Below are 17,101 nucleotides of genomic sequence, written 5' to 3'. Positions count from 1 at the left end.
CCCAAGGCGTTTGTCAATTTAAAACTACTTCGGGGCAATCACTACTTCTCGATTGGGTTCGTTTCCGACCGAATATGTAATCAGATCATCAAAATCTTCAAGCGCCAAGTGAATCTGTTTTCGTTCAAACGCGGGCATCGCATCCAGGTGAACTGGCTGACCGGTGGACCGAACGTTCCAAGCCGTTTTGCGAGCCAGGTCGGTCAGGATTTGTTCCCGGCGTTCCCGGTAATTAGCGGTATCTAAGAGCACGTCCACGTAGTTGACCCCATGGTTGTTCAAGTAAAATTCACACAACTGTTGCAGGGCATTAATGGTGCGACCGTGTTTACCAATTAACAGTCCCTCCTTGTCCGTTTCACAGTTAATGTAGACGTGTTTACTGTTAGGCATTTCAACCTCTAAGGTAGCGTTAATGTCCATTTCACTCAGGACATTTTGCAGGTACTGGCCCAGTTGTTTCACAACGGCAAAATTTCGTTCGAACCGGTCCGGACTAGGTTGCTTGGCTGGTTGTTTTTCGGGATCGCTATCGCGCTGAGCCCGTTTTTTTGATGGTTGAGGAGTCTCCTTCTTGGTAATCAGGACCTGTGCCGGCCGTTTAAAAAAGCCGAAAAAACCAGAGGATGGCTGTTTGATAATTTCAATGTTAACTTCGTTTTCAGTAAGGTTAAGTGCCGCTAATCCATTGTTAACGGCTGCTGCTAGAGTAGGGCCTTCGTATTTTGGCATGTTCTTTATCTCCTAGTTAGAAATTGACCCCTGCTAGCATAGCACAAACACCGCGCCAGAGTAATAACTTTCACAAATTTTGTCAATTTAATGCTACGCAATCAATTTTTCCTCACAAAAAAAGCCGACCCCCGTTATGATTAACGAAAGTCGGCTTTCCATTTAATGCAATTGTTTAAAGCTCGGATCCTAGTAGCTTAGCGTTTCCGGTGACTCTTTTTGGCCTTCCGGATGGCTTTTTGGACCTCACGCTCGTGTTCCCGTTTGGCTCGTTGTTTTTCTTCTCTTTCCCGTTGCATCTTCCAAGGGTTTTGCAGTAACAACGTTTGCACCACTTGAAAGGCATTCGTAACCACCCAGTACAGTGACAAGGCAGACGGTACGTTCAAAGCGGTGAAGAAAATTACAACCGGCATGATTAACGTCATGGTAAAGGCCATCGCGTTAGTTTCTGGTTGTGACTTCATTGCTAACCACGAACTCAAGAACGTAAAGATAGCAGCCAGAATTGGTAAAACAAAGTACGGATCCCGACTCCCTAGTTGTAACCAAAGGAATTGACCCGTTTTCAGCGCCGGTGTCCTCCAAATGGCTTGGTACAAAGCAAAAATAATTGGCAGTTGCACAATCATTGGCAGCATGCTAGCAAACGGATGGACTCCGTTCTCTTTGTACAGCGATTTTTGAGCTTCCTGTAGTTTCATCATGGTATCAGTATCACGCGAAGAATACCTCTTTTGCAGGGCCTTTAACTGTGGCTGCAACTCGTTCATTTCCTTCATATTCTTCGTCTGGTACACCATCAACGGCAAAATTAAAATCCGCACGATAATGGTAAAGATAATAATCCCAATTCCGTAACTATCATTAAAGGCCTTAGAGAGCCAGATAATCGCTCTCGAGAAGTTATAGACGATTAAGCCATCCCAGATTCCAGTACTGTGGCTGTTCACGGGAGCGTTGCTACAAGCAGTTAGCACCAGACCAAGACTGGCCACTAACAATGTCGTAGCAATTTTTTTCCATTTTTTCACTTTTCTTCCTCACAATCATCGGGATTCAACAACTTGGCTAACTTTAAAACGTGAATCATGCTTGCTTTCACTTCTGCCATCGATAACCCGTCCGCCCGGGGTCGCGCAATCACCAAAAAATCAACGTCTTGGCGTAATTGCGGTTTTAAATCCGTTAGGGTTTGCCGAATTCTACGTTTCACCCAGTTTCGGTGAACAGCGTTCCCAATCTTTTTTCCCACCGAAATTCCAACCCGAAAATGAGGCTGGTCAGGTTTTTCCAATTGGTAAATTACAAACTGACGGTTAGCCACCGATTGATGCGCGTCAAAAACCCGTTGAAATTCTGCTTCCTTTTTTACCCGATATGATTTTCTCATGCGTTTGTTCTTCTCCAATTAATCATATTTTGAATAATAAAAAAGGCCACCGACTGGTCAGTGGTCTATGCAGATAATACTTTTCTACCCTTTTGCCGGCGACGAGCTAAAACTTTACGTCCGTTCTTAGTACTCATGCGGGCACGGAAACCATGAACACGGTTTCGATGACGTTTCTTAGGTTGGTAAGTTCTTTTCATTACAAACCCTCCTTACTATTATGAATGATTAATAAATTTCATTTTAGGTAATCCTAAATCGTATTTCTTTCCAATGATAACACAAAACCTGCTGAGCGCAAATAACAATTTTGCAAGTCGCAGCACACGTTCCGTGGTTTTCCCAAAAAGTTTCATAAAGTTTACCTGTTAATTGTTGTGGATAACTATCAAAGGTTATCACAGCATTTTCACCAATTAATCCACAGAAAAACAAGCTGTTTAAAAAGTTATACACAATCTGTTGATATTTATCACATTGGCCAAAAAACAACTGCTATAATAGCATTTGTTAATCCACAGGATCCTGTTAAAATTTAATGTTTTTTAGTTATCCACTAAGTTATAAACAATGCTGTGGAAAACTTATAAACGACATGTGAAACATTTATACACAGGTTTAATAACCTTGTGGAAAACCTTAAAAGCTAGTGCTAAAATACGGCTATGTTTATAACGGAGGAGGTTCATATTCCATGAATCAAACTGAACTATGGAATCAAATCAAAGCCAAGTTTAAGGAAAACCCTAAATTTGACGAAACTACGTATGATACTTGGATTAATTCCGCCACCCCCATTGATTACGACGGTCACATCCTGACCCTAGAGCTTCCCACTGCCTTACACCGTGACTACTGGGATCGCCAGTTAAAATCAACTTTCATTGAATATGCCTATGCGATTACCCAAACGGACGTCCGCCCCAAACTAGTTTTAAAGGGAGAAGCCGGACCCAACGCTAAAAATTTAGCGCAGTTTAACGAAACGCATCACCAAGAAAAAACGCCACACATTGATCCACACTTAAATCCCAACTATACCTTTGACACCTTTGTCATTGGGCAGGGAAATCAGATGGCACATGCCGCAGCTCTAGCCGTTTCTGAGGATCCCGGCAAAGTTTACAATCCGCTGTTCTTTTACGGTGGGGTCGGTTTAGGAAAAACCCACTTGATGCAAGCAATTGGAAACAAGGTCTTAAAAAACAATCCGGAGGCCAACGTCAAGTATGTAACCACTGAAAAGTTTACCAATGACTTTATTGATGCCCTGCAAAACAACAAAATGCAGGAGTTTCGGCGGGTTTATCGCAACGTTGATTTACTGTTAGTCGATGACATCCAGTTCCTTGCTAATAAAGAGGGAACCCAGGACGAATTCTTTAATACTTTCAACGCCCTCTACGAGGAAAACAAGCAAATTGTAATGACTGCCGACCGACTCCCCAACGAGATTAACTCTCTGACAGATCGGTTGGTTTCCCGCTTTAAGTGGGGATTATCAGTTGATATTACGGCCCCAGACTTAGAAACTCGAGCCGCCATTTTACGAGCCAAAGCACAATCAGAAGGGTTGCAAGTTGACGACAACATTATGAGTTACATTGCCAGCCAAATTGACTCTAACGTGCGGGAGCTAGAGGGCGCCTTGTCTCGGATTAAAGCCTTTGCGGAACTCAAACAAGCTCCTGTAACGATGGATTTAGTTTCGGAAGCCTTAAAACCGCTGAAGCTTAACAAAGAAAAAAGTGCCATTACTCCCGAATCGATCATCAAGGTTACGGCCTCGTACTATCACGTTACGGTCAAAGAAATTAAGGGGAAAAAAAGAGTCAAAGCCATAGTGGTGCCCCGTCAGGTCGCCATGTATCTCTGCCGGGAATTAACCGATAACTCACTACCAAAAATTGGAGAAGCCTTTGGGGGCAAGGACCACACCACCGTTATCCACGCCCACGAAAAAATCACCAAAATGGCAGCTTCTGATGCCGATTTGCAAAAACAGATTGCTGACTTAAAAACTGAAATTCGGCATTAAAATAGAGCGCTCAGAATTTGTACAAAAAATGGTATAATGGGGACTGTGGATAAGTTGGTAAGTTATCTAAACTTTATCTACAAAGTTGTCCACAGTGGATAAGTTTGCAAAAATCAATTCATTTTGAGTTATCCACAGAATCAACAACACCTACTACTACTACGAACTTTATCTTTTATTAATTAAATTAACTGCCATTTCAAAAAGGAGGATTTCAACCATGCAATTTTCAATTAATCGCCAAGCTTTTATCAAAGCACTTGGAATCGTTCAAAGAGCAATTTCTGCTAAAACTACGATTCCAATTTTAACCGGATTAATGATTGATGTTTCTGCTAATAACATTCAACTAACGGGAAGCAACGCTGACATTTCGATACAAACGTTAATTAGTGGTGATAATCCTGATTACGAGCTCACGATTAGTTCAACTGGAAAAATCGTTTTACCAGCCCACTTCTTTAGTGAAATCGTTAAAAAACTTCCTAACCGAGAATTACTGGTAGAAGTTGGCGATAACTTTCAAACCACCATTAAATCTGGAAACTCTGAATTTACCATCAACGGCCTTGATGCCAACGGTTATCCGCACTTACCAGAAGTAGATAGCGAACATCCCATTCAATTACCGGCCGAAATTTTTCGCGAAGTAATTGGGCAAACTGTTATTGCGGTCTCAAAACAAGAAAGTCGTCCTATTTTAACTGGGATCCACTTTACGTTGGATCACAATCAGTTACTGGCGGTCTCCACGGATAGTCACCGCTTAAGCCAACGGAAAGTGGAGCTTCCAACGGCAGCAGAAGGGGATTACAACGTTGTGATTCCTGGAGAGAGTTTGAAAGAATTATCTCGGATGTTAGACAGTGAAAAAGATGCCATTGAGATGCACCTTTCAGAAAACCAGGTATTGTTTACCTTTGGCAAAACTCGGTTTTACTCCCGACTCTTGGAAGGCAACTATCCAGATACATCGCGGTTAATTCCGAATTCTTCTGAAACGAAGGTGCAATTTGCCGCCCCTGACTTACTCGCAGCCGTTGAACGAGCCTCGTTGCTTTCCCATGAGTCACGCAACAATGTGATTAAACTCACCATTAACCCTGACAATCAGGTGGTTACGATTACTGGGAATTCTCCAGACGTCGGGAAAGTTGAGGAAGATTTAAGTCCGGCTGAAGTGAGTGGTGCTGACTTAGAAATTTCTTTTAATCCTGATTACTTAAAGGATGCGTTGCAGGTCTTTGGACCAATCGACGTGGAAGTTGCCTTTACTTCAGCATTGCGGCCTTTCACGATTACTCCAGTTGAGAACCAGGAAAACTTTATTCAGCTGATTACGCCCGTCCGGACGTTTTAAAACAGAAAATGCACTCTAAGCCCGTAATTTAAGTTATGGGCTTTTTTGTTTGGCTTCCGGCCTAAATGTCTCAAAAGCCTAAACGGGCTGAAATCGCCTATAAATGCGAGCTGGGTATACTTTTTCACTTTGAAAGCGTATAATTAGAAGTAATGAAAGCAGGTGGCAATATGAAAAAAGAAGTTCTAATTACAACGCCATACGTGACGTTGGGCCAATTGCTAAAAATGGAAGATGTCATTGCTTCCGGCGGGCAAGCAAAGTGGTTTTTACGCGAGAAAACCGTGTATGTAAACGATGAGCCCGAAAATCGACGTGGAAAGAAATTGTACGATGGTGACGTTGTTCGGGTTCCTGAGGTTGGTTTGTTTTTTATTAAGGCAAAGTAGGAAACTGCATGCGGATTGACGAATTAAAACTGCGTAATTTTCGTAACTATGATCAATTAGACGTGCAGTTTGCGCCAGGAGTGAATGTATTGATTGGTGAAAACGCTCAGGGCAAGACAAACTTGCTGGAAGCCATTTACGTGCTAGCCTTGGCTCGTAGTCACCGAACCAGTAACAATCGGAACTTGGTGGAGTGGGAGCACAAAACTGCTTTGTTAGCAGGGCGAATTACCCGGAAAACGGGCACGACCCAGTTAGAATTACGAATGAGTTCCAACGGAAAACAAGCTAAGGTCAACCACATTGAACAGGCCAAACTCTCGACCTATGTGGGTGAACTTAATGTGATTCTTTTCGCTCCCGAGGACTTGAAGTTGGTAAGGGGTTCTCCACAAGTGCGGCGTCGGTTTATGGACATCGAGTTTGGGCAGATGAGTAATCGTTATTTGTATAACGTGAGCCAGTACCGCCGGATTTTAAAGCAACGTAACGCGTATTTGCGCCAGCTGCATTTTCACGAGGCTCATGACAAGGTTTATTTAAGCGTTTTATCAGACCAATTAGCGGCCTACGCTGCAGAAATTATTGCTCAGCGAGTTGAATTGTTGGGACGGCTACAAACTTGGTCGCAAACGATTCATGCTGAGATTTCCCAACAACGAGAAGAGCTACATTTTCGCTATTCAACCGCCTTGCCCAAGGAACAACTGACAAGTGTTGACATGATTTATATGGCCTTATTACAGAAATTCGCTGATAATCAGAAAAAAGAAATTCAGCAGGGTACGACTTTGTATGGACCCCAGCGAGATGATTTACGTTTTTTGGTGAATGGCAAGGACGTTGCCACCTTTGGCTCCCAGGGCCAGCAACGGACGGCAGCATTAGCCACCAAATTAGCAGAAATCGACTTAATGAAGGCAGAAACTGGCGAATATCCGGTTCTATTACTCGACGATGTCTTATCGGAACTAGATGAGATTCGTCAGACCCACTTGTTAACGGCGATTCAAAATAAAGTACAAACATTTTTAACGACCACCAGCTTAAGTGGAGTATCTTCGGAATTAATCAAAGACCCCCGCTTGTTTCAGATTAAAGCTGGTAAGGTTACTTAGATCATTTGAAGTAGGAGGATGGATATGGCAGAGCGACCAGAAGAGACGAAAGCTGAACGTGTTAACGATTATAATGCGAGTCAAATTCAAGTCCTAAAGGGACTGGAAGCCGTCCGAAAGCGTCCCGGAATGTACATTGGGGCGACTAATTCGCAAGGATTACATCACCTTGTGTGGGAAATTGTTGATAACGGAATTGATGAAGCTCTCGCGGGGTTTGCAGACCAGATTGACGTGGTGATTGAAAAAGATAATAGCATCACCGTTACGGATAACGGCCGTGGGATCCCGGTCGATAACCAAAAGGAAACCGGAAAATCCGCGCTTGAAACGGTGTATACGATTCTGCATGCCGGGGGAAAGTTCGGCGGTGGCGGTTATAAGGTCTCTGGTGGTTTGCACGGAGTTGGTGCTTCCGTAGTGAATGCCCTTTCTGAAAGCCTGTCCGTTGAAGTCACTAGAAACGGGAAACAGTACTACATGGACTTTGTGCGTGGGCACGTGCACACGCCTTTAAAAGTAGTGGGAACTGCTCCAGAAGATGCCCACGGAACAAAGGTCCACTTCTTGCCAGATCCTAACATTTTCACGGAAACGACCGTGTATGACATGGATACGTTAACCACCCGGGTGCGCGAACTGGCATTTTTAAACAAAGGATTGCGAATCACGATTAAAGACAATCGTCCGGATGAACCAATTGAGCACGATTTTCATTATGAAGGCGGAATTCGGCACTACGTCGAATACTTAGATCGGGATCGGCAACCGTTATTTAAAGATCCAATTTACGTTGAAGGGGTGGAAAACGACATCACGGTGGAAGTCTCGTTACAGTACACTGATGACTACCACAGCACGTTGAAAACTTTTACCAATAACATTAATACCTATGAAGGGGGAACCCACGAAGAAGGGTTTAAGCAGGCGTTGACGCGGATTATCAATGTTTATGCTCGCAATAATAACCTGCTCAAGGATAACGAAGATAACCTAACGGGACCAGACGTGCGTGAAGGACTCACTGCAGTGGTAAGCGTTAAGCATCCAGATCCGCAGTTTGAGGGGCAAACGAAAACTAAGTTAGGAAACTCCGACGCTCGGACAGCCACAAACCACGTCTTTAGCCAGGAATTTTCGAAGTTCATGGACGAACATCCGCAAGTAGCCAAAGAAATCGTGCAAAAGGGCTTGCTGGCCGCTAAGGCCCGGTCGGCTGCTAAGCGGGCTCGGGAAGTAACTCGGAAAAAGAGTGGACTGGAAATCAACAGCTTGCCAGGTAAATTGGCCAATAACACCAGTAAGGATCCTAAGGTTTCAGAACTTTTCATCGTCGAAGGGGATTCAGCCGGTGGTTCTGCTAAGCAGGGACGTTCGCGGTTGACGCAAGCCATCCTACCAATTCGGGGGAAGATTTTAAACGTCGAAAAGGCCACGATGGATCGGATTTTAGCGAACGAAGAAATTCGGTCATTGTTTACCGCGATGGGAACCGGATTTGGCGAAGACTTTGATATTAACAAGGTTAATTACCACAAGCTCATCATCATGACGGATGCTGATGTTGACGGTGCGCACATTCAAACGTTGTTATTAACCCTGATTTATAACTTTATGCGGCCGATGATTGACAAGGGATATGTTTACATCGCCCAACCACCGTTGTATCGGGTCCGGCAGGGAAATAAGTTCCAGCGCTACATTGACTCGGACGAAGAGTTACAACAGCTATTAGCCGAACTACCAGCATCCCCTAAACCGCAAATTCAACGGTACAAGGGACTGGGTGAAATGGATGCGGAACAACTGTGGGAAACCACGATGAATCCGGCGAACCGTCGCCTGTTGCGGGTGACCTCTGATGATGCCGCTGCGGCAGCTGATGCCTTTCAAATGTTGATGGGAGAAAAAGTGGCTCCACGCCGGCAGTTTATTGAAGAAAATGCTAAGTTCGTAGAAAACCTAGATATTTAACAACTTTGTTTCATGTGAAACAATCATAGGAATGGTTACCTAAGGGAACGGAGGCAAGTTACTTGGCAAACGAAATGGAAACGCCGGAAACAAGAATTACTAACGTTGAATTATCAAAAAAGATGAAGTCCTCGTTTTTGGACTATGCAATGAGCGTGATTGTAGCACGGGCGCTTCCCGATGTCCGGGATGGATTGAAGCCTGTAAACCGTCGGATTTTGTACGGAATGGATCAGTTGGGAGTTACTCCGGATAAGCCGTACAAGAAATCAGCCCGGATCGTGGGCGACGTCATGGGGAAGTACCATCCCCACGGTGATAGCTCAATTTACGAAGCAATGGTACGGATGGCACAGGACTTTAGTTACCGTTATCTGCTGGTTGATGGTCACGGAAACTTTGGTTCGGTCGATGGTGACGGTGCCGCGGCCATGCGTTATACCGAAGCTCGGTTGAGCAAGATCTCGTTAGAGATGCTCCGGGATATTAACAAGGATACGGTGGATTTTGCTCCTAACTACGATGGGACGGAACGGGAACCGGTGGTCTTACCGGCCCGGATTCCGAACCTGTTGTTGAACGGAGCGACGGGAATTGCCGTGGGAATGGCAACAAACATTCCACCACACAACCTGAGCGAAGTCATTTCTGCCATTCACATCCTGATGAAGAACCCGGATGCGAGCGTTAATGAATTGATGGAAGCACTGCCTGGGCCCGATTTTCCAACCGGTGGCATTGTGATGGGTAAGTCTGGAATTCGGCATGCCTATGAAACCGGACGTGGGAACATTGTGGTGCGGGCTAAGGTTGACATCGAAGAGGACCGGCATGGCAAGCAAACCATTATCGCAACCGAGTTACCTTACATGGTCAACAAGGCCAAGTTAATCGAACGGATTGCTGATTTAGTGCGTGATAAGCGGATTAGCGGGATTACGGCAATTAACGATGAATCCGACCGGGAAGGAATGCGGATTGTGATTGATATTCGGCGCGATGCGAGTGCTGAAGTGGTGTTAAACAATCTCTACAAATTAACCTTGATGCAGACGTCTTACAGCTTTAACATGCTGGCCATTAGTGATGGAGCTCCGAAGGTTTTGAGTTTAAAGGAAATTCTCAATAACTATTTGGATTATCAGGTTGACGTCATCACGAGACGGACCCGATTTAACCTGAAAAAGGCGCAGGCGCGGGCTCACATCCTTGCTGGATTGTTAGTAGCGCTAGATCACATTGATCAAGTCATTCAGATCATTCGGAGTTCCAAAACCGGCGAAATTGCCAAACAACAATTAATCGATAACTTTGACTTAGATGACAAGCAAGCCCAGGCCATCTTGGACATGCGGTTGGTCCGGTTAACCGGGCTGGAACGCGGTAAAATCATCGATGAACACCAAAAATTATTGGAACAGATTAAAGACTACGAAGACATTTTAAACAGTCACGACCGCGTCACTTCTATCATTTACAACGAGTTGCTGGAGACTCAAAAGAAGTTTGGAGATCCGCGGCGGACCGAATTAATGGTCGGAGAAATTAACAATATTGAAGATGAAGATCTGATTGAAGCTAAAAACGTTACAATCACCTTGACCCATAACGGTTACATTAAACGGATTCCAACTGATGACTTTAAAACTCAGAACCGGGGTGGCCGGGGTATCAAGGGAATGGGCGTTAACCAGGATGACTTTATTGAACACCTCTTGGTGGGCTCTACCCACGATTTACTGTTGTTCTTCACGACGGCTGGAAAAGTTTACAGCATGAAGGCCTACGAAGTGCCAGAATACGGTCGTTCAGCGAAAGGAATCCCGATTGTGAACCTCTTACAACTCGGGGAACACGAAAAGATTCAAACCGTGTTAGACATCAGTGATACGGATGAACTAACTAATAAGGACCTCTTCTTTACCACCAAGCTGGGAACGGTTAAACGAACGCCGTTGGCAGAGTTTGTAAACATTCGTAATAATGGGTTAAAGGCGATTAATCTACGCGATGACGACGAAGTGATTAAAGTTTCGTTAGTCCAAGCTACTGATAATGTGATTATCGGTACCCATCTAGGGTACGCCGTCAGCTTCAAAGCAGATGCAGTTCGGTCTATGGGACGGACTGCGACTGGAGTTCGTGGAATTAAACTACGAGACCATGACTTCGTGATTGGAGCCGACGTGCTGGCTCCAGGCGGGGACGTGTTTGTGATTTCTGAAAAAGGATACGGGAAACGGACACCGGTCTCTGAATACCCAATTAAAGGACGCGGTGGTAAAGGAATTAAAACTGCGAACGTAGCGACTAAGAACGGTCCGATTGTTGGACTTGGGGTAGTAATGGGTGATGAAGATATCATGTTAATTACTGACCAAGGTGTAATGATTCGATTTGCAACGGATTCTGTTTCTGAAACCGGGCGGGCCACGTTAGGAGTGCACCTGATTCGCATTGATGACGATGCTAAGGTCGCCACCATGGCGATCGTGGCGAAGGCCGATGACGATGAGTCCGAGGTGAATGCGACAGCAACGCCAACTACCAACGAATAATTTAAAAAAGGATGCCAGGTTGGCATCCTTTTTGCGTATTTAACTAAGTATCGCTAAATCACGTTCGTGGATTGTCAAGAACGAGAACCAATGCTATAATGTTAATCTGTAGGTTGACCTCGGGTTAAGCTACAACCCTTGCTCTTCAAATGGTTGGAGGGCCGAAAGTCCATAAGGAGGTGCATATTCATGGAAAACAAATATGAAATTACTTACATCATCCGTCCTGATCTTGATGACGCTGCTAAAACTGCTTTAGTAGAACGGTTTGACAAGATTTTGACTGACAATGGTGCCAAGTTGATTGATTCTAAAGATTGGTCAAAGCGTCGTTTTGCTTACGAAATTGATGGTTTCAACGAAGGAATTTACCACGTTGTAAACTTGACCGCTGAAGACAGCCAAGCCATCGACGAGTTCGACCGGTTAGCTAAGTTTAGTGACAACATTTTACGGCAAATGACTGTTAAACGTGATAACTAAATTGTGATAAGAGCGAGAGGAGCGTTTCAGTATGATTAATACCGTTGTCCTAACCGGACGTTTAACACGAGATGTTGATTTGCGATACACCCAAAGCGGCGCAGCCGTGGGTTCTTTTACCCTGGCTGTCGATCGGCGCTTCACCAATCAAAATGGTGACCGGGAAGCTGACTTTGTTAATTGTGTTATTTGGCGGAAATCGGCTGAAAATCTTGCTAACTTCGTTCATAAGGGTTCTCTGCTGGGAGTAGAAGGGCGGATTCAAACGCGTAACTACGAAAACAAGCAGGGTCAACGAGTTTATGTAACGGAAGTTGTGGTTGAAAACTTTACTTTGTTAGAACCCCGTAATGGTGGACAACAAGGTAATAACAACATGGGCCACCAAGCTTCGCAACAAAATCCATTTGGGACGCCACAATCCAACAACTTTGGCGGACAATCAGATTCCAATCCGGCTAACAATAACCAGAATGGGAACGATAATTCTGCCGATCCGTTCGCGGGTTCTGGTGACCAAATCGATATTTCCGATGACGATTTGCCATTCTAGGGAATGGTAAAATTCGATTAACGAACGAGGAGGGAAAACACATGCCTGAACAAAGACACTCAAGAGGTAGAAGAGGTGGACGTCGTCGCCGTAAGGTAGACTTCATCGCTGCTAACCACATTGAATACATCGACTACAAAGACGTTGATTTATTAAAGCGGTTCATCTCAGAACGGGGTAAAATTTTACCACGTCGAGTAACGGGAACTAGCGCTAAGAACCAACGGAAGTTAACCATCGCTATTAAACGGGCCCGGATCATGGGCTTGTTACCATTTGTGGTGGAAGACTAAGTGATACACAATCAGAGCTGCTCAATTGCGAGGAGCTCTTTTTTATTGCCTTTTTTCTAGGCTCTCCCAGCTAGTTGGGGATTGACCTCTGTTTGTATGCCAGTTTGTGATAGAATATAGCTTAACAATGCCTTAATTTGGCAAAGGAGAAGACGATGAAAAACGAAAAAAAGACGTTCACATTGCCACCGTTTGTGCATAATCAACACTTACGGACCATTGCGATTTTCATCACCTTAAACTTGGTGTTAGGCTTAGTAATCGCATTTTTGTATAACTTATGGATCGGAGTCGTCTTGCTTGTGTTAGCCTGTGTGGGCCTCTTCTTTATCATTAAAGAGCTCAACGTGGTGGAGCAAAACGCAGATAACTATATGGATCGGCTCTCGTATTTAATTAACCGCGGGGAACAAGAGTCGCTTTTGGAAATGCCACTCGGGGTCTTGATTTTAGATTCATCCCAACGGGTGAGTTGGATTAATCCCTATCTACAACCGTACTTTCAGACGGAGCGGGTGGTTGGGCGTACCATTTCCCAAGTGGCGCCTCAACTGGCAGAGTTAATTAAAAAGAATTGGGATCAGGATCAATCGTTTGAAGCGGCCTGGAACGGACACTACTTTAACTTCTTGATTCAGCGCCAGTACCGAACCATCTATATGATGGATATTACTAATTATGCTGATATAGAGGTGCAGTACGAAAACGAAAAGATTGCGATTGGAGAAATTTATCTTGATAATTTTGATGAAGTTAGTCAATCTATGTCGGACCAAGAAATTTCTAACTTGCGCAATTACGTCACGAACAAGCTGACAAACTGGGCCCAGGAATATGGGATTTACCTCAAACGGATTGATGCGGAACACTATTCCATCATGATGTACGTCCAATCGTTACAGGACGTGGAAAAAGATAAATTTAACGTGCTCGATACGATTCGCAAGGGGACTGTTCAGCAAAACTTCCCGATTACCTTGAGTATCGGGATTGCTTATGGAGATACTGATTTGAACCGGCTGGCTGATCTAGCGCAAAGTAACTTAGACCTAGCGCTTGGTCGAGGTGGAGATCAGGCGGTTATCAAATCTAAGGATGGCAAGGCGATTTTCTTTGGTGGTAAGACTAATCCGATGGAAAAACGGACGCGGGTTCGGGCTCGGATGATTACTCATGCACTAGTTCAATTAATGGGAACCGCCGACAAAATCTTTGTGGATGGACACCAACAACCGGACATGGATTCCTGGGGAGCGGCCATGGGAATTCGACGGATTGCGCAAATGAACGGTAAAGAATGTTACATCGTCTTTAATAATCAGGACGTGCACACAGATATCCGGCGATTGCTGGATAAGATTGAGGACTACCCAGACATTCAAAATTCAATCATTACCAGTGATGAAGCCGTTAAGCTGGCTACCGATGATAGTTTGATGATTATGGTTGACCACTCGAACCCAAAGATTGGAGTGGCTCAAGATCTGTACCAGAAGTTAGAAAATCGGGTCGTCATCATTGACCACCACCGGCGGGGTGAGGAGTTTCCAGCCAATCCATTGTTGGCCTACGTGGAACCCTATGCTTCGTCTGCCTGTGAATTGATTACGGAAATGTTTGAGTACCAGTCGCAGTCAGCGGACCCGATGAATGACTTGGAAGCGACTGCAATGTTGACCGGAATCGTGGTTGATACGCAGTCCTTTACGGTTAAAACTGGAACACGGACGTTTGACGCTGCCAGTTACTTACGGTCGGCGGGAGCCAACGTCGATGAAATTTCATCGTTTATGAAGGAAAACGTCAAAAATTACATGGCCGAAAATCATCTGATTTCGTTAGTGAAGTTTGAGACGGATCACATTGCCATCATTACGGCCGAAGATGATGTTCAGTATGATTCCGTGACGGCCGCCAAATCGGTGGACTCTTTACTCTCGGTGGATGGCGTTGAGGCGTCCTTCGTGGTCTTTCGGCGGTACGATGGTAACGTCGGGATTTCTGCCCGAAGTGACGGCAGTATTAATGTCCAGGTCATCATGGAAAAACTGGGTGGCGGAGGTCACCTAGGAGCAGGAGCAACACAAATTAAGGATCAGTCGGTCGTAGAAGCCAGTGAACTCCTGCAAACCACCATTCGGGATAGCTTGGCTGAAGATGAGGCAGCGGCTAAATAGCAGAATGGAATTAAATTTGTTACATTAAAACTAAAGGAGTGGATTATTATGCAAGTAATCTTTTTGGAAGACGTTCGTGGTAAAGGTAAACGCGGAGAAATTAAGCAAGTCCCAGCTGGATATGCCCAAAACTACCTGATTAAGAATGGTTTAGCTGAACCAGCCACTAAATCAGCGATTAGTCGGGTAAAGGCGCAGCAAAAACACGCTGAAGAAAATGCTGAAGAAGAGTTGGCAGAAGCCAAGCAACTTAAAGCCTTTTTGGAAAAGGATGAAACGGTAGTAGAACTGCGAGCAAAGTCCGGAAAAGATGGACGCTTGTTTGGTTCGATTACCAGCAAACAAATCGCTCAAGCATTGGCAGACCAATACCAAGTTAAAATTGATAAACGTAAGATTGAACTAGCTGAACCAATTAAAGCAATGGGATACACCAACGTTCCCGTTAAATTACATCCCAGCGTTACGGGGACAATTCGGGTGCACATTGCGGAAAAATAGTTTTACTAGCAACGTAAAGAAAAGGGTTAGAGTATGAATAACGATGTGTTGACGGATCACACGCCACCGCAAAACGTCGAAGCGGAAAAGGCTGTACTAGGTTCCATTTTTCTCGCCCCAACGACCCTACCGGATGCCATGGAATTGTTGCATCCAGATGATTTTTACAAACACTCTCACCAGTTGATTTACCAAGCGATGCTGGATTTAGCTGATCAAGATGAGGGAATTGATGCCGTCACCGTAACGGACCGACTGAAGAGCCAGAACCAGCTTGAGGACGTGGGTGGGGTTTCGGCGATTGTTGAGCTAGCCGAATCGGTACCGACCGCGGCCAACCTAACCTACTACGCCAAGATTGTAAGTAAAAAGGCTACCCTACGACGGTTAATTGAAACAGCGACGAAAATTGCCACTGATGGTTACGATGAAGATGAAGATCTCGACACACTCTTAGATAACGCGGAACGAGAAATCATGGACGTGTCGGAGGATCGAAATCAGAGCGGATTTCAACCGATTCGAGATGTTTTAGACCAGGCATTTGAAAGCATTAACGAGCTGGCTGAAAATGGTGGTGACGATGTAACTGGATTACCAACGGGGTACAAGGCGTTAGACCAAATGACGACCGGTCTGCATCCGGGAGAATTAGTTATTCTAGCCGCGCGACCAGCCGTCGGAAAAACAGCCTTTGCACTTAACATTGCCCAAAACGTGGGAGTTAAGACAAACAAGACCGTTGCCCTCTTCAGTTTAGAAATGAGCGCTGAATCATTGGTGAACCGGATGATTTGTGCTGAAGGGAGCATTGATGCTAACCATCTCCGAACTGGGGAATTAAATGCCGACGAATGGAATAACCTAACAATGGCCATGGGGACCTTGTCTACGGCTAATATTTTTATTGACGATACTCCAGGAGCCCGGATTGCTTCAATTCGGGCGAACTGTCGGCGCTTAAAAAAGGAAGCCGAACGTGATCCAGATGGTGGTCTAGGCTTAATTGTGATTGACTACCTCCAGTTAATTGAAGGGAGTACCCGGGAAAGTCGGCAGCAAGAGGTTTCTGAAATTTCACGCCAACTTAAGAAATTAGCTAATGAGTTACAGGTACCAATCATTGCGCTGTCCCAACTATCACGGGGTGTGGAACAACGTCAAGATAAACGACCAGTGCTGTCCGATATCCGGGAATCTGGTTCGATTGAACAGGATGCGGACATCGTGGCCTTTCTGTATCGAGATGATTATTATGAACGTGACAGCGAAAACGGCAATGATGCTGATGATGCTGACATAGATCCACGCGAGGATGCCGATAATAACGTGGGAATGGTTGAAGTCATCATTGAAAAGAATCGATCGGGTCCACGGGGCACGGTTAATCTGATGTTTGTAAAATCATTTAATAAGTTTACTTCGGTGGCCAACACCCCAGAATAGCGAAATCCCAGCGGGTTTCGCTTTTTTGTTTGGTCCGATTAATTGACTATTAAGGGCGGCTTCGGTATGATATTAGAGGTCTGCGA

The 17,101-nt window shown here is 44.8% G+C and carries 16 protein-coding genes; 12 read left to right on the top strand and 4 right to left on the bottom strand.

Features of this window, described 5'->3' with window-relative positions:
• Nucleotides 1–24: 24 nt before the first annotated feature.
• The 4 genes from jag to rpmH all read right to left on the bottom strand — a co-directional run bounded on the left by jag (nt 25) and on the right by rpmH (nt 2,325).
• Entirely contained in the window at nt 25–732 is a 708-nt protein-coding gene (gene jag / locus M3M38_RS04445; protein ID WP_252813690.1) for an RNA-binding cell elongation regulator Jag/EloR, read from the bottom strand.
• A gap of 197 nt (nt 733–929) precedes the next feature.
• The gene (gene yidC, locus M3M38_RS04440; protein WP_252813689.1) at nt 930–1,766 is read right to left on the bottom strand and encodes a membrane protein insertase YidC; all 837 of its coding nucleotides are present in this window, start codon (nt 1,764–1,766) and stop codon (nt 930–932) included.
• The gene (rnpA, locus tag M3M38_RS04435; protein WP_252813688.1) at nt 1,763–2,125 is read right to left on the bottom strand and encodes a ribonuclease P protein component; all 363 of its coding nucleotides are present in this window, start codon (nt 2,123–2,125) and stop codon (nt 1,763–1,765) included. The genes yidC and rnpA overlap by 4 nt, the downstream gene beginning before the upstream one ends.
• 65 nt (nt 2,126–2,190) lie before the next feature.
• Nucleotides 2,191–2,325 (bottom strand): 50S ribosomal protein L34, encoded by a 135-nt coding sequence (gene rpmH / locus M3M38_RS04430; protein WP_252766554.1) that lies wholly within the window; start codon nt 2,323–2,325, stop codon nt 2,191–2,193.
• Between the two features lie 494 nt (nt 2,326–2,819).
• Between rpmH and dnaA the strand changes: the two genes are divergently transcribed.
• The 12 genes from dnaA to dnaB all read left to right on the top strand — a co-directional run bounded on the left by dnaA (nt 2,820) and on the right by dnaB (nt 17,015).
• On the top strand, nt 2,820–4,163 hold the full coding sequence (gene dnaA, locus M3M38_RS04425; RefSeq protein ID WP_252766553.1) for a chromosomal replication initiator protein DnaA: 1,344 nt from the start codon (nt 2,820–2,822) through the stop codon (nt 4,161–4,163).
• A 220-nt stretch (nt 4,164–4,383) separates the two neighbouring features.
• Nucleotides 4,384–5,523, top strand: a complete 1,140-nt coding sequence (gene dnaN, locus M3M38_RS04420; protein WP_252813687.1) for a DNA polymerase III subunit beta — start codon at nt 4,384–4,386, stop codon at nt 5,521–5,523.
• Between the two features lie 170 nt (nt 5,524–5,693).
• A complete protein-coding gene (gene yaaA, locus M3M38_RS04415; protein WP_252766551.1) occupies nt 5,694–5,912 on the top strand; it encodes a S4 domain-containing protein YaaA in 219 nt (72 codons plus the stop codon).
• An 8-nt stretch (nt 5,913–5,920) separates the two neighbouring features.
• On the top strand, nt 5,921–7,030 hold the full coding sequence (recF, locus tag M3M38_RS04410) for a DNA replication/repair protein RecF (protein WP_252813686.1): 1,110 nt from the start codon (nt 5,921–5,923) through the stop codon (nt 7,028–7,030).
• Nucleotides 7,031–7,054: 24 nt separating this feature from the next.
• The gene (gyrB, locus tag M3M38_RS04405; RefSeq protein WP_252813685.1) at nt 7,055–9,004 is read left to right on the top strand and encodes a DNA topoisomerase (ATP-hydrolyzing) subunit B; all 1,950 of its coding nucleotides are present in this window, start codon (nt 7,055–7,057) and stop codon (nt 9,002–9,004) included.
• 74 nt (nt 9,005–9,078) lie between these two features.
• Nucleotides 9,079–11,562, top strand: a complete 2,484-nt coding sequence (gene gyrA / locus M3M38_RS04400; protein ID WP_252814864.1) for a DNA gyrase subunit A — start codon at nt 9,079–9,081, stop codon at nt 11,560–11,562.
• 189 nt (nt 11,563–11,751) lie between these two features.
• Nucleotides 11,752–12,045 carry a 30S ribosomal protein S6 gene (gene rpsF, locus M3M38_RS04395; protein ID WP_252766548.1) on the top strand — a complete coding sequence of 98 codons (294 nt, stop codon included), beginning with the start codon at nt 11,752–11,754 and terminating at the stop codon, nt 12,043–12,045.
• A gap of 31 nt (nt 12,046–12,076) precedes the next feature.
• A complete protein-coding gene (gene ssb, locus M3M38_RS04390; RefSeq protein ID WP_252813684.1) occupies nt 12,077–12,598 on the top strand; it encodes a single-stranded DNA-binding protein in 522 nt (173 codons plus the stop codon).
• A 41-nt stretch (nt 12,599–12,639) separates the two neighbouring features.
• Nucleotides 12,640–12,891: a 30S ribosomal protein S18 gene (gene rpsR / locus M3M38_RS04385; protein WP_252766546.1), complete on the top strand. Its 252-nt coding sequence runs from the start codon at nt 12,640–12,642 to the stop codon at nt 12,889–12,891.
• 155 nt (nt 12,892–13,046) lie between these two features.
• Nucleotides 13,047–15,068: a DHH family phosphoesterase gene (locus M3M38_RS04380; protein ID WP_252813683.1), complete on the top strand. Its 2,022-nt coding sequence runs from the start codon at nt 13,047–13,049 to the stop codon at nt 15,066–15,068.
• Between the two features lie 48 nt (nt 15,069–15,116).
• Nucleotides 15,117–15,569: a 50S ribosomal protein L9 gene (gene rplI, locus M3M38_RS04375; protein ID WP_252813682.1), complete on the top strand. Its 453-nt coding sequence runs from the start codon at nt 15,117–15,119 to the stop codon at nt 15,567–15,569.
• A 33-nt stretch (nt 15,570–15,602) separates the two neighbouring features.
• Nucleotides 15,603–17,015 (top strand): replicative DNA helicase, encoded by a 1,413-nt coding sequence (gene dnaB, locus M3M38_RS04370; protein WP_252813681.1) that lies wholly within the window; start codon nt 15,603–15,605, stop codon nt 17,013–17,015.
• Nucleotides 17,016–17,101: the final 86 nt, after the last annotated feature.

Source organism: Fructilactobacillus cliffordii (assembly GCF_024029355.1).
Lineage (GTDB): Bacteria > Bacillota > Bacilli > Lactobacillales > Lactobacillaceae > Fructilactobacillus > Fructilactobacillus cliffordii.
This window is presented reverse-complemented; position numbering and strand designations above follow the sequence as displayed.

Bases quoted from the DNA above. Each gene is read 5' to 3' on its own strand.
- recF (WP_252813686.1), top strand. From the start codon at position 5,921: ATGCGGATTGACGAATTAAAACTGCGTAATTTTCGTAACTATGATCAA.
- yaaA (WP_252766551.1), top strand. From the start codon at position 5,694: ATGAAAAAAGAAGTTCTAATTACAACGCCATACGTGACGTTGGGCCAA.
- dnaB (WP_252813681.1), top strand. From the start codon at position 15,603: ATGAATAACGATGTGTTGACGGATCACACGCCACCGCAAAACGTCGAA.
- rpsR (WP_252766546.1), top strand. From the start codon at position 12,640: ATGCCTGAACAAAGACACTCAAGAGGTAGAAGAGGTGGACGTCGTCGC.
- rplI (WP_252813682.1), top strand. From the start codon at position 15,117: ATGCAAGTAATCTTTTTGGAAGACGTTCGTGGTAAAGGTAAACGCGGA.
- rpsF (WP_252766548.1), top strand. From the start codon at position 11,752: ATGGAAAACAAATATGAAATTACTTACATCATCCGTCCTGATCTTGAT.
- jag (WP_252813690.1), bottom strand. From the start codon at position 732: ATGCCAAAATACGAAGGCCCTACTCTAGCAGCAGCCGTTAACAATGGA.
- gyrB (WP_252813685.1), top strand. From the start codon at position 7,055: ATGGCAGAGCGACCAGAAGAGACGAAAGCTGAACGTGTTAACGATTAT.
- ssb (WP_252813684.1), top strand. From the start codon at position 12,077: ATGATTAATACCGTTGTCCTAACCGGACGTTTAACACGAGATGTTGAT.
- gyrA (WP_252814864.1), top strand. From the start codon at position 9,079: ATGGAAACGCCGGAAACAAGAATTACTAACGTTGAATTATCAAAAAAG.
- rnpA (WP_252813688.1), bottom strand. From the start codon at position 2,125: ATGAGAAAATCATATCGGGTAAAAAAGGAAGCAGAATTTCAACGGGTT.
- rpmH (WP_252766554.1), bottom strand. From the start codon at position 2,325: ATGAAAAGAACTTACCAACCTAAGAAACGTCATCGAAACCGTGTTCAT.
- M3M38_RS04380 (WP_252813683.1), top strand. From the start codon at position 13,047: ATGAAAAACGAAAAAAAGACGTTCACATTGCCACCGTTTGTGCATAAT.
- dnaN (WP_252813687.1), top strand. From the start codon at position 4,384: ATGCAATTTTCAATTAATCGCCAAGCTTTTATCAAAGCACTTGGAATC.
- dnaA (WP_252766553.1), top strand. From the start codon at position 2,820: ATGAATCAAACTGAACTATGGAATCAAATCAAAGCCAAGTTTAAGGAA.